Raw genomic sequence first — 13824 nt, forward strand, 5'->3', positions numbered from 1 at the left:
AAACTATATGGCAGAAGAAAACACCCTGCTCGACGACAACATTCACTGGTACAAAGACGCCATCATTTACGAGCTCCATATCAAGGCTTTTATGGACGGCAACGGCGATGGTATAGGCGACTTTAAAGGGCTGATGCAAAAGCTCGATTACCTGGAAGAACTAGGCGTAACAGCCATCTGGCTCTTGCCTTTTTACCCATCGCCGCTCAAAGACGACGGCTACGACATCGCTGACTATTACAGCATCAATCCGAGCTATGGCAACATGCAGGATTTTAAGCTGTTTGTAAAAGAGGCGCACCGTCGTGGGCTCAAGGTCATCACTGAGTTGGTTATCAACCACAGCTCCGACCAGCACCCCTGGTTTCAGCGGGCACGTCGCGCCAAGAAAGGCTCCAAGTACCGCAATTACTACGTCTGGACTGACGATCCCAAGCAATACAAGGATGTCCGCATCATTTTCACAGATTATGAACCGAGCAACTGGACCTGGGACCCCGTGGCAGGACAGTACTACTGGCACCGCTTCTTCCACCATCAGCCTGACCTGAACTTCGACAATCCGGATGTGCAGCAGGAGGTGTTCAAGATGCTCGACTACTGGTTCGACATGGGCGTGGACGGTTTCCGACTGGATGCCGTGCCATACCTGTTTGAGCGTGATGGTACTAACTGCGAGAACCTGCCTGAAACACACAATTTCCTGAAAAAGCTTCGCGCCCACGTGGACAGCAAGTATGAAGGAAAGTTGCTCCTGGCAGAGGCGAACATGTGGCCGGAGGATTCAGCGTCTTACTTTGGTGACGGAGATGAGTGCCACATGAACTATCACTTCCCGATCATGCCACGCCTGTTCATGTCGGTGAAGATGGAGGACCGCTATCCAATCATCGACATATTTGACCAGACCCCGGCTATACCGGAGACCTGCCAATGGGCTATGTTCCTGCGCAACCATGATGAGCTCACGCTCGAGATGGTGACCGATGAGGAGCGTGACTACATGTACAAGGTTTACACCCGCGACCCGCTGGCCAAGATCAACCTGGGTATTCGTCACCGCCTGGCCCCACTGCTGGGCAATGACCGCGCCAAGATCGAACTCATGAACGTGCTGCTCTTCTCCATGAAGGGTACGCCAGTTGTGTATTATGGCGACGAAATAGGTATGGGCGATAACTACTACCTGGGTGACCGGGATGGGGTGCGTACACCGATGCAGTGGAACGACAATCGCAATGCCGGTTTCTCGACCGCCAACCCACAGAAGCTATATCTGCCGGTGATCATTGATCCGGAATACAAGTACGAGTCGGTAAATGTGGATACGCAACAGCAGAACGCCAATTCACTGCTGTGGTGGATGCGACGCGTTATCAACATGCGCAAGCGCTACAAGGCGTTTGGTCGTGGTGAGATCCGCTTCCTGAATCCGTCCAACGCCAAAGTGCTAGCTTTTGTGCGCTCGTATCAGGATGAAAACATACTGGTCATCGCCAACCTGTCACGCTTCCCCGAGGCGGTTGAATTGGATTTGCCGGAGTTCAGGGGCTACGTGCCAGTGGAGGTATTTAGCAAGAACAAATTCCCGCAGATAAAAGAGGAAAACTATGTGCTGACCATGGGCGCGCATGGCTATTTCTGGTTCGAGTTGCAGCCGCAGGAAGTAAGTGGTCGCGAAGGGCTCGACATGAAAAAGCCAGCCATGCAGCTGCCCTCACTCAGCCAGCCCCTGCCAACGAGAGCACTCAAAACACTTGAAAGCAAGGTACTGCCGCCTTATGTGATGAACCGTCGCTGGTTCGGAGGCAAGGCCCGCACCATACAGCGCATGCAGGTGGTGAGTAACATGCCTATGACGGCTGGCCGTTTTGCGGCGTCGCTGTTGTTTATCGAGGTAAGTTACAACGAAGGTCTGCCAGAGTTATACCAATTGCCGATTGCCTTTACAAGCGGTGAACAGGAAGAGGAACTGATCGCCACCCAGCCTAACAGTGTGATCGCACGTGTGACCATGGACGGCAAGGAAGGTATCCTGTATGATGCCGTTTACTCTGAGGACTACCGCCAGCTCTTGCTTAACCTGATGGCCAAGCGCAAAAACATCAAGGTGGATAGCGCTGAGATAGTGGGTACGGGCAGCCGCTCTATTGCCGCTAAGATAAAGGAAATAGGACATCCGCTAACTTCCAAGATTCTGGGTGCAGAGCAAAGCAACACGTCGGTGCTCTATGATAATCAGTTCTTCCTGAAGGTATACCGCAAGCTTGACCGTACGCTGAACCCGGATGTGGAGATCGTGCAGGCACTGACCGAAAAGAACTTCCCGAATGTGCCGATGTACCTGGGCTCCGTGGAGCATGAAGAAAGCGGAAAACCACCTATGGTGCTCGTGATGCTACAGGAGCTGGTACCGAACCAGGGCGATGCCTGGGTATACATGGAGGATTCGCTGAAGCGCTTCTTCGAGCGACTGCAGACACACAAGGAACACATCGATCAGACAGATACGAATGGTACGCTGGCACGACCAGTACCTTTCTCAGAGGCGCCGGAGCACATGCAACTGCAACTCGGAGGAGCTTCTGTCGAGCGCATCGAGTTGCTGGGGCAGCGCACCGCCGAGATGCACCTGGCCCTGTCTGACATGGCAGAATCGAAGGACTTTGCGCCGGAGGAGTTCTCGTTGCACTACCAGCGCTCGCTCTATTCGTCGCTCACCTCGCTGGTTCGCAGCAACTTCGACAGCTTACGCAAGCACTTGCCAAACCTGCCGGATAACGTACGGGCTGAGGCAGAGGAAGTATTAAAAATGCGCCAGGAGGTGTTGGAGCGGCTTAAGAAAATTTTCCGACGCAAGATCGATACGATGAAGATCCGTACCCACGGTGACTACCACCTGGGGCAGGTGCTGTTTACGGGCCGTGACTTCATCATCATTGATTTTGAAGGGGAGCCTGCCCGCTCGTTCAGCGAACGCAGACTGAAGCGCTCGCCACTGCGTGACGTGGCCGGTATGATCCGCTCGTTCCATTATGCGGCTTACAATGCGCTGTTCCAGCAGGACAATTTCCGCAAGGAAGACGGCGAGTACCTGGAGCAATGGGCAGAGCAATGGTATCACTACGCTAGCGGTTTCTATATGCACACCTACCTGGGCATCACGCAGGGTACGGGCGTAGTGCCGGAAGACGAAGAAGACGTAGAAGTGCTGATGGAAACTTTCCTGCTCGAGAAGGCGATCTACGAACTGGGATATGAACTGAATAACCGTCCGGATTGGGTGCTCATCCCGATCAGGGGCATAAAGTACATCATGAGGAAATATCAGAATGGCTAAGAAAAAGGAACAGGAGAACACACAGCAGCACTCACTGACAGGTATGGAAACCGGAACCGGCGCAGCCATGAATGAAGGCACCGAGGCGAAAAAGACAGGAGGCAGAAAGAAAAGTAAAAAGGAGGAAGGTATCGCCACGGTCGAAGTACAGTCTGGAGCGGCTGCAGCGCCTGCCAAGCGGGGTAGACCACGGAAGATGGATACTTCCAATATGGGAGATGCTGCACAGGAAGTGATGGTAAAACCAAAGCGGGGAAGTGCCGCTAAAGCTACTAAAACGGAAGCAAATACCGCAGAGGAAAAGTCCAGGCCGAAGCGAGGCAAAGCAGCACAGCCTGTTTCGCAGCAGCAGGAGGCGGAAGCACAGGCTACAGGTTTGTCAACGACACCTGCACCCGTGATGGAGCAGCCCCAGCAGGAGCAGACCGGACCGGTTTACTATGACATCAGCCGACTCTCAGAGTTTGACATCTACCTATTCCGTGAAGGCCGTCATTTCAATTTGTATGAAAAGCTGGGTTCGCACCTGATGGAGCGACAAGGTGCCAAGGGTGCTTACTTTGCGGTATGGGCTCCGAATGCCGAGCAGGTCTCGGTGATGGGCGATTTCAACTCATGGAGTCGGGAAAGCCACCAGCTGCAGGCAAGGGCTGATAACTCCGGCATTTGGGAGGGTTTTATACCTGATGTGCAGGCAGGCATGCTGTATAAGTACCATATCAGGTCGCGCTACCACATGTACCATGTCGAGAAGAGCGACCCCTTTGCGCTGCGCCGTGAAAAGCCACCACAAACAGCGTCGGTGGTACACGACCTGCACCATAGCTGGCAAGACCAGGACTGGCTGCAACAACGCAAGTCGCGCCACGGCCAACCGCAGCCTTACTCCGTTTACGAGCTGCATGTAGGCTCCTGGCGCCGCAAACCCGAAGACAATAACCGGCCTCTGACTTACCGAGAACTGGCCGAGGAATTGCCGGCTTATGTCAAAAATCTGGGCTTTACGCATGTGGAGTTCATGCCCGTAATGTACCATCCTTTCAGTGGATCCTGGGGTTATCAAATCACAGGTTACTTTGCGGCGGCCAGCATCTATGGCTCACCAGAAGACCTGATGTGCCTCATCGATGCCCTGCACCGGGAAGGCATTGGGGTGATCATGGACTGGGTACCTTCGCATTTCCCGTCCGACGAGCACGGGCTTGCCTATTTCGACGGCACACACCTGTTCGAGCATGCCGATCCGCGCAAAGGCTATCACCCGGACTGGAACAGCTACATCTTCAACTACGGCCGCAACGAGGTACGCTCTTTCCTGATCAGCAACGCCTTGTTCTGGCTTGATAAATATCACGTGGATGGCTTGCGTGTAGACGCCGTAGCCTCTATGCTCTACCTGGATTATAGCCGTAAGCACGACGAGTGGATTCCGAATGAGTATGGCGGACGTGAGAACCTCGAAGCCATTTCTTTGCTGAAAGATTTTAATGAAGCAGTGCACGAGCAATTTCCTGATACACTTACCATTGCAGAAGAATCCACGGCCTGGCCTCAGGTTACAGGCAAAGTAAAAGATGGTGGTCTCGGCTTTGACATGAAGTGGATGATGGGTTGGATGCACGACACGCTCACTTATTTTTCCAAAGACCCGATCTACCGAAGGCATCACCAGGGCGATATCACGTTTAGCATAATCTATGCCTTTAGTGAGCGCTTCATGTTACCGCTCTCCCACGATGAGGTGGTACATGGCAAAGGCTCCCTGATCCGTAAAATGCCGGGTGATGAATGGCAGGCATTCGCCAATCTGCGGGCGCTCTATACCTACATGTATGCGCACCCGGGTGCCAAGCTGTTGTTCATGGGTGGCGAACTGGCCCAGAGCACCGAATGGAATCACGACAGCAGCCTGGACTGGCATCTTTTACAGTATCCTAATCATGCCGGCATCCTGGAACTAGTCCGTGGTCTGAACCATACCTACCGCGACGAACCTGCCCTCTATAGCAAGGCGTTTGAGCCAGAGGGCTTCGAGTGGATTGACTTCAACGACGCCCATAACAGTGTGATGAGTTTCCTGAGAAAAGGGGAGCGACCAGAAGATAAAATACTAGTCGTTTGCAATTTCACCCCGGGTGTGCACGAGCATTACCGCTTGGGAGTACCGACCGGAGGCAGTTGGGTAGAGGTGTTTAACAGCGATGACAGCCTGTATGGTGGTAGTAACTTCCATAACCATGGTACGCTGCAGGCTATACCTGATTCATTCCACGGGCATGATTACTCCATATTGCTGAAGTTGCCACCAATGGCGGTCGTGTATTTTAAGTATCAGCCGGAGTAACTCTATGTTGTAAAGTATATTTTGTGCTAGAGGGGAAAGCCCTAAAAAGAGCGTTTGTTCAGTTATGAGCAAACGCTCTTTTTTTGTTTTTGGGCGATGTTTATACAGGTATAGCTGAACGGATTATTTCCCCTTCCGCAGCGGGAAAAGTTTCCAGATGCTGAGCCTGCTTTTGCTTTCCTCATCCGGCATATCGGTTTCTGATACGGAGCGCACGTCCTCGATAGAATAGAAAGCATTCGGGTTGTAGTCGCGGATGATTTGGATGACTTCCTGCAACTTTTTGCGCTTGACGATCATGAAGAGCAGGTTCACTTTGCCGCGGGTGCCTTTGGCGTCGAGGGCGGTGAGGCGGTAGCCACGGCCAGCCAAGCGTTCAATTAGCTGATCGCCTGAGTCTACAGTGATGACGCGCACTACTACCTGACCCAGCGCCAGTTTCTGTTCGATGCGCAAACCCAGGAAGTTACCGGTCGCAAAGCCGGCTGCCCAGGCAAAATAGGAAGCAAAATTACTCAGGTTCTGCATCACTTGCGTTATCGCTACCAGCCAGATTAGCACTTCCAAAAAGCCAAGTAATGGGGCTACTAGTTTGTCGCCTTTCGATATAAAAACAATGCGGAGGGTTCCTAGGGTAACATCGACGATGCGGGCCAGAAAAATAAGTACAGGTATAATGACCCAGTTGACAAGTTCAGGGTCAATTCCTTTAAAGTAATCCATGGGGTAGTTGGTTCTTTGGCAAATGTGTAAGCTGTTACTCTGATCGGTCAGAAATGATTTCCTGGTCGAGGGAGGCGCGGACCTTGGGCAAGGCTTCCGGGTATTGCTCCTGTATAAAGGTAATAAGTTTTTCGCGGATATGGCATCTTAAATCCCAGGCTGTGCCGGAACTAGGCGCACTCACCATCACACGCAATTCCAGGGTGCGTTCTTTGGCGTCGGTCACCTGTAAGTTGTGCACCTGGCGATCCCACAATGGCGTGCTGTCGAGAATGCGTGTCAGTTCAGCCCTTATCTTTTCGATCGGAGCCCGGTAATCCAGGTAGAGGTATACTGTGGCTAGTATCTCAGAACTGCTGCGTGTCCAGTTTTGGAACGGTTTTTCGATGAAGTAATTGAGCGGCAGTACCATACGTCGGTTGTCCCAGATGCGCAGCACTACATAGGTCAAGGTAATTTCCTCTACCCGGCCAAATTCCCCTTCCAACACCAGCACATCGTCGATGCGGATAGGTTGGGAGAAAGCGATCTGTAGACCAGCCAGTAAATTAGACAGTGAACGCTGCGCTGCAAAACCCACAATGATACCGGCTATACCTGCCGACGTAAGCATACCCGTACCTAGTTTGCGAACAGGTTCGAATGACAATAGAATAAGCGATACCGTAATGAAAATGATCAGCACAATGGCTAGCTTCTTAATAAACTGCAGTTGTGTGATCAGGCGCCGCTCACGTATGTTGTCTTCTTTGGTGATGTTGTACTTGAGGCGCACCATGTCCTGCACCACAAAAACCAGCTGCAGCATAATCCAGCCGAATCCGGCAATGTTGAGTAGCTCAATCAATCGCCTGAAAAAGAAGTATTGCGCTTGAGTGAAAGGGGTGGAGCTGAGCACAAACGCGGCAAATAGTAGGGGTATAAAAAAGGTAAGGGGCCGGTCGAGGTGTTTCGTAACCGAGGCCATCAACTGAGGGCTCGTATTGCGGTTGTAAAGGTTCAGAAGCCAGAAAAGCAGCACTTTTACAAGCAACCCGACCAGTATAGCAATGCCTATGATCAAAAGTCCGATGGCTAGTTGGTCAAGTTGAGCTATGAAATTGGATAATTGTTGCATAGTGAGGATACAGTGTGGTTGGTCATCCTGTTTTCGCCTCTCACATACGCTTATGCCTAAAGATGGGTACCCTGACCACTGTTAAATGCTTCAGCGTCAGATTGGAATTTTTAATTAATAGAATAATTGCTATATAGTCAAAACGTGTATGCGGGTATATCCGTATGTTATAAAGACTGCCTGTCCCACAAACAGGCCACGAATTTTTTTGAATCCGGACACTGAATGTTGCTGGCTCACACCCTGGGTTTGCAGCAGCAGAAGCCTGACATAAGGTATAATCACATGGCAAAACTGATTATTGTATCAAACCGACTCCCTGTAAAACTACAGGAAAGTGAAGGACGGCTTGATTTTAAACCGAGTGAGGGCGGCCTCGCGACGGGGTTAGGCTCAATCTACAAAAAGAAAAACAACCTTTGGATCGGCTGGCCCGGCATGGTAGTAGAAGACGAAGATCAGCAGCAGCAGATCGTCGAAAACCTGAACGGGCAGAACATGCACCCGGTCTTTCTCACCGACAAAGAAATAAAAGAGTTTTATGAGGGCTTCAGCAATGAAACGCTGTGGCCTACTTTTCACTACTTTAGTCAGTACGCCATCTACGAGCAGCAGCTTTGGGAAACTTATGTCGAGGTAAATCAGAAGTACTGCGATGAACTGCTGAAGGTGGCTGAGCCCGACGATACGATCTGGGTACATGACTACCAGTTGTTGCTGCTGCCTTCTATGCTGCGCGATAAGCTGCCGGATAGTACCATTGGTTTCTTTCAGCATATTCCGTTCCCGTCCTACGAAGTTTTCCGCCTCCTGCCTTGGCGCAAAGAGTTGCTGGAAGGTATGCTGGGCTCTGACCTGATCGGTTTCCATACCTACGACGACATGCGACACTTCCTCAGCTCTGTCAACCGACTGGTAGGGCACGGCAGTACGCATGGCTGGATCAATACCGGTAACCGCTCCATGCTTGTCGACTCTTTCCCGATGGGTATCGACTACGAAAAGTATGAACAAACGGCAGACAGTGAGGATGTAAAGAAGCGAGAGAAGGTGTACCGCAACAACCTGCACTCCAAGAAGATCGTGCTTTCCATTGACCGTCTGGATTACTCAAAAGGTATACCCCAGCGCCTGCAGGCATTCGAACTGTTTTTGGAGCGCTACCCGGAGTTTCATGAAAAGGTAACGCTGGTAATGCTGGTGGTTCCCTCACGCGACGCCGTAGAGAAGTATAAGGAGCTGAAGAATGAGGTAGACGAACTGGTAGGGCGCATCAACGGCAAGTATAGCCACATGAACTGGAACCCGATCCAGTATTTTTACCGCTCATACCCGCTTGAAACGCTCTCCGCTTTTTACCGCATGGCCGACGTAGCACTGGTAACTCCGATGCGCGATGGCATGAACCTGGTGTGCAAGGAATATGTAGCCAGCAAGTTGGACCAGAAGGGTGTTCTTATTCTCAGCGAGATGGCCGGTGCCTCTAAGGAACTTTCAGAAGCACTGCTGATCAACCCGAACGATATTAATCAAATGGTGGATACGCTGCACACGGCCCTGACCATGCCGGAAGAAATGCAGCAGCAGCACATGCGCCACATGCAGGAATCACTGCGCAGGTATAACATCCATCACTGGGTGAGCATGTTCATGGACCGCCTCTCTTATGTGAAGATCAAGCAGCTGTCCATGGCAACTACGTACCTGGACGAGGCTACTTACCACGAACTCAGCAACTCATACGAAGAGGCAAGTTCACGACTTTTCTTCCTGGAGTATGACGGCGCTCTGGTCGATTACCATAACCGGCCGCTGATGGCCGCCCCTGATGAAGACCTGCTGGAGTTACTGCAGGTGCTGAGCAGCAATCCTAAGAACCGGGTTGTTGTGATCAGTAGCCGCGAGAAAGACAATATGCAACGCTGGCTGGGGCACATGAATATCGACCTGATCGCCGAGCACGGCGTCTGGATAAAACAGCGCGGCACAGGCTGGCAGACCATGACGAGCCTGATCGACGACTGGAAAAGCGACATCCGCCTTATTCTGGACCTGTACGTAGACCGTACGCCGGGATCGTTCATCGAAGAAAAAGAGTACTCGCTGGTATGGCATTACCGTCGTGTAGAAACAGGTCTGGGTGAGTTGCGTGCCCGTGAGTTGGTGAGCCACCTCAACTTCCTGGCCACCAACAGCAACCTGCAGGTGCTCGACGGCCAGATGGCGGTGGAGATCAAGGCGCAGGAGGTAAGTAAGGGCAAGGCAACGAGTTACTGGCTCAACATGTATCCGCACGACTTCGTGCTGGCCATCGGCGACGACTGGGGCGATGAAGATATCTTCAAAGCAATGCCGCGTGAAGCCTATACGGTGAAAATCGGTAATTCCCATTCCGTAGCCAAGTACCATCTGGACACCTGCGAAGAGGCCCGCAAACTTTTGTCACGGTTGATAGGGCTGAAACAGAAAAAGACACCAAAAGAACTGTTGTAATTTGAGTTATAGTGAAACAGAAAAAGCCCCGGCTGTTGTGAAACAGTACGGGGCTTTTCATTTAGGTGATGCTATGCGATTAATGCTGATCTTCAGCTTTTTTGCTATACCTGCGGTAGCTGAGCACCAGTGATATCAGTACTAATACGTTGGCAACTAACCGCATATATACATGTTGGTTATGCTCAGATGTCAGAGAGTCCGAAAAATCGATTTTCGTTACATTGTGGATAGTCAGGCCGATTAGCAGCACAATCAGTACAATGGCAAATTTCTTCATTGGAAGTATAGCTATACCTACTGAAACAAGGTGCCATTCGCGCTGTTGCCTTTCTCAGACTTTGACGACGGCTCCTCGCAGTTCTCTTCGTTGAATACCTGGTTGATGGCGTTTTCGGCATGACGCAGTTTGTCTTTGCAGAATTTGATCAGCAGGGAAGAGCGCTGCACCTTCTGGGTAAGTTCATCTACATCCACTGAGTCGCTTTCAATGGCCCGCAGGATCTCTTCAAGTTCCTGTGTAGCCTCGCGGTAAGTCATTTTGCTTATGTCTTTGCTATTCATCTTTGTCTGTATTTACTACTAAACTGTGCACCCTGCCATCCTGCAGGCGCGTTTCGATCATATCTCCCTCTTTTACCTGCCCGATGTACTTGATAATCTTGCCGTTGAGCAAGGTCAAGGTATAGCCGCGCAGCAAAAGTTTCTCCGGGTCATTGGCCTGTATGCGCATCTCAAGCATTTCGAGCCGGTGGCTGTCAGAACTTAGCTTTTTCTGGGCGCTGTACTGCAGGCGGTCACTGCATTTCACAAAGCTTAGCTGACTCCGTTTGTGCTTATCCTTGGCTTCAGTCTCAATGCAATGAACCAACTTGTTCAGGTCCTGTTCCTTCATGTGCAGCCAGCGCTGGCCTATTCCCTCCACACAAACTGTTAGCTCGCTTAGTTCCTTTCCGCGTTGGTGTAGCAGGTCTTTTGTATAAGCCTGCACCAGCCTTTCAGCATTCGTCAAAAGGTTTTTCTGGTTCTCCAGGAAGCTCTTGGGTTTGAGCAGCAGGGCTTTTGAAAAGCTATCCAGCTGTTCGCGGTTCTCCTGCAGGTAGACATTAGTTCGATTTGAAATTCTTAAGCTCTGCCTCTCCAACTGATCGGTCGTGAGACGTAGCTGCTTGCTGGCAAACATGTAAATGCTGTCAAACAACCCTTCTATTTCTGTTTCAAGCGAACGAGCCTTGTCTATCAAATATGTCGCGACAGCCGTCGGGGTTTTCTGGCGGGTATGGGCTACGAGGTCGGCAATGCTTTCGTCGCGCTCATGGCCTATACCTGTAATCACAGGTAGCGGAGAATTGCCAATGGCAGCGGCCACCTTGTAATCGTCAAAGCAGCCCAGGTCCGTCTGCGAACCACCCCCGCGTATGATCACGATGGCATCAAACAGATGGCTATACCTGGCAATCATGTCCATGGCTTTGGTGATAGAAGCTGGCGCTTCGTTGCCCTGCACTGTCGCTGGAAAAAGTCGCGTGTCGAAGGTATAGCCGTAGCTGTTATTTTCAAGCTGGTGAATAAAGTCCTGATAGCCGGCCGCTGTCGCCGATGATATGATGGCTAGTCGCTGGGGCACAAGTGGCATTTCCAGCTCTTTGTTGGCTGTGAGTAGTCCTTCGGCTTCCAGTCGCTTCAGGGTTTCCTGTCGCTGCCTGGCAAGGTCGCCGATGGTATAGTTCGCGTCGATGTTGACAATATCGAGACTAAGGCCATAGAGCTCATGGAAACGTACCTGCGCTTGAAACAGGATCTTTAACCCAGCCTTAAGCGGTTGCCCCGTTTTCTCCTCGAAGTAGCGCCCCAGCATCTGAAAGCGGCTACTCCAGATCGTCGCCCTCGCCTGCGCCTGCAGTGCCCCCCTCGGATCGTCGCCTTTGTCGATCAGATTGAGGTAACAGTGCCCCTTGCGCCGGTCAGGGTTCACCTGCGAGATCTCCGCCACCACCCAGTAGCTGTCCGGAAACGCCATCTCCAGTTCCTCCCTGATCTGCTGGTGCAGCTCAAGGAGTGAAAGCGGAGCGTTAAACTCCTGCGTAACGGAAGTTTGGCGGAAATGGAATTGAGCCATGAATAGGGTGAAGAATCTAAACCCGAAGATAGGGTTTTTGAGTGAAAGCCGATAGGCCTGTTTGTGATTTATTAAGAAGTAGGAAGGCAGAAAGCCTCCTTATCCTTTCAACTTCTCCAACGTCTGCATCACTTTTTCCTGCCACAGCTGTTTATCCAGCACTACGGGTGGGGCGGCGCGTTCGAGGCAGTCAGTCAGAGGGCAGCGTTCGCATGTTTCGTTTACAAGGCGGTGCCCGATGGCCGGATCGTCCAGAAAACGGACTTTGCGACGTAGGTTCTCGTTGAGTAGCAAGCCGATGCTAATGGTGCCGTTCATGCTTTCAGTGGGTTGGGCCAGAGCCATTACCAAGTACTCGTTAGTTGAGTTTACATAAGAGGAGCGCTGTATACCTACCAGCGGTTGCTCGAAGTTGCCAGCCTGTTTGTGCTGTTCCATTTCCTCGAAGAGCGTCAGCGAAATCCAGCGACGGCAGTAATGCTCGTTCAGGAAAGAGGCGTGCGGGTTGTGCAGACCGGAGAGGTGCAGCTCCTTGGTCAGGGAAAAACGGTCGATGACTGCATCGTGGTGGAAACGCAGGAAAAACAGTTGCTTGATGCTAAAGAAACGGGGCAGGAGTGAGGTTAACCGGTGCAGGAGCGTTTCCGGTGAAGTGCGGTAACTCTCCATCAGTTGTACCAGTAAGTTTGGTTGCCAGGTCGGTTGCGCAAAAAACGACTGCATGTCCTGCACCAGCCGGTCGCGGTTGAGCAACAAGGCTCCTGCAAAATAAGAGGCCTTGAAGTTGTTGAGCACCTCTTCAAACGAGCCCACCTTTACCCACGTGGACGTGTGGGGCCTTGGATGTAGCTGCAGCACCTCAAATCCAAGCTCGCGGGCCACTGCAAAAGCACGCTGTTGCGCTGTCAGGTTTGGGTTGAGCAATAGCTTTGGCTCCTGACCGGGTAGGTGAACGGAACGGAGAGGCGCCAGTTCAGGATATTGGTCGAGTGTATCTATTGCTATTTTTATGTTAAATGAATCTTGGAGTATACCTGCCAGATCCTCGAAAGTAGGCGTAGACTCTGGACTGATGCCGTGTGCCTCCATAAAGCGCTCCACTTCCAGTTCAAGATCCTCAAAGTAGTTGTCGTGCAGTTCCTGGTAGGAGCGCAGGGCGGAGAAGTAGAATTGCTCTACCCGCAGGTCAAAGGCACGGGAGATTTCCAGCAAGGTGTTCACGAATGCGCTCAGTTTGGCCGGGGCTGTGGCAAACAGGTCCAGCAATCGGCTCACATCCAGACCGAAATGCTCAAGCGGCAGCTCCGACAGAATATTGGATTGCAACAGTTCGCCCACCGGCTGCAGGCGTTTGCTCAGCTGCAGCGACACCAGATAATCGTAGGTCACGCCCAGTTCATCCGCTATCACGGCAATCTTGCTTGGCTTAGGGTGCTTTTTACCTTTCTCTATTTCATTGAGGTACGATACCGATATACCTGTAGTCGTGGCCAGATCGGTCAGCGAGATGTTCTTTTCTGTTCTTAACTGTTTGATTTTCAGTCCGAGTATAAGCCGGATAACATCTTCCTGTAGCCTCATCCAAAATAATTTTCGTGGTCTATATGCTAATAAACGGGCTTTTGCGATTATTTCCTAAAAACGTAAAAAAATTATCTAGCGAAAATTCGCCAAAAGTAGATTGTTCG

General features: G+C 51.4%; 9 protein-coding genes. 3 read left to right on the plus strand and 6 right to left on the minus strand.

The window, feature by feature from the left end; genetic code table 11:
• The first annotated feature begins 7 nt into the window (after positions 1–7).
• Positions 8–3340 carry a maltose alpha-D-glucosyltransferase gene (gene treS / locus AC5FX6_RS00305; protein ID WP_493595029.1) on the plus strand — a complete coding sequence of 1111 codons (3333 nt, stop codon included), beginning with the start codon at positions 8–10 and terminating at the stop codon, positions 3338–3340.
• Entirely contained in the window at positions 3333–5684 is a 2352-nt protein-coding gene (gene glgB / locus AC5FX6_RS00310) for a 1,4-alpha-glucan branching protein GlgB (protein ID WP_493595030.1), read from the plus strand. Before treS ends, glgB begins: the two co-directional genes overlap by 8 nt.
• A gap of 123 nt (positions 5685–5807) precedes the next feature.
• On the opposite strand, the gene AC5FX6_RS00315 is transcribed toward glgB, so the two are convergent.
• Positions 5808–6407 carry a DUF2179 domain-containing protein gene (locus AC5FX6_RS00315; RefSeq protein WP_493595031.1) on the minus strand — a complete coding sequence of 200 codons (600 nt, stop codon included), beginning with the start codon at positions 6405–6407 and terminating at the stop codon, positions 5808–5810.
• A 34-nt stretch (positions 6408–6441) separates the two neighbouring features.
• Positions 6442–7524: a mechanosensitive ion channel family protein gene (locus tag AC5FX6_RS00320; protein WP_493595032.1), complete on the minus strand. Its 1083-nt coding sequence runs from the start codon at positions 7522–7524 to the stop codon at positions 6442–6444.
• A gap of 285 nt (positions 7525–7809) precedes the next feature.
• Here AC5FX6_RS00320 and AC5FX6_RS00325 point away from each other — a divergent pair, with 285 nt between their 5' ends.
• Positions 7810–10017, plus strand: a complete 2208-nt coding sequence (locus AC5FX6_RS00325) for a bifunctional alpha,alpha-trehalose-phosphate synthase (UDP-forming)/trehalose-phosphatase (protein ID WP_493595033.1) — start codon at positions 7810–7812, stop codon at positions 10015–10017.
• Positions 10018–10096: 79 nt separating this feature from the next.
• On the opposite strand, the gene AC5FX6_RS00330 is transcribed toward AC5FX6_RS00325, so the two are convergent.
• From AC5FX6_RS00330 to AC5FX6_RS00345, 4 genes are all read right to left on the minus strand, one after another.
• Positions 10097–10297, minus strand: coding sequence for a hypothetical protein (locus AC5FX6_RS00330; protein WP_493595034.1), 201 nt, complete (start codon positions 10295–10297; stop codon positions 10097–10099).
• 17 nt (positions 10298–10314) lie between these two features.
• A complete protein-coding gene (gene xseB, locus AC5FX6_RS00335; protein ID WP_493595035.1) occupies positions 10315–10581 on the minus strand; it encodes an exodeoxyribonuclease VII small subunit in 267 nt (88 codons plus the stop codon).
• Entirely contained in the window at positions 10574–12136 is a 1563-nt protein-coding gene (gene xseA, locus AC5FX6_RS00340) for an exodeoxyribonuclease VII large subunit (protein WP_493595036.1), read from the minus strand. Before xseA ends, xseB begins: the two co-directional genes overlap by 8 nt.
• 99 nt (positions 12137–12235) lie before the next feature.
• Entirely contained in the window at positions 12236–13717 is a 1482-nt protein-coding gene (locus AC5FX6_RS00345) for a helix-turn-helix domain-containing protein (RefSeq protein WP_493595037.1), read from the minus strand.
• Positions 13718–13824: the final 107 nt, after the last annotated feature.

Source organism: Pontibacter sp. LHS2, assembly GCF_058932845.1.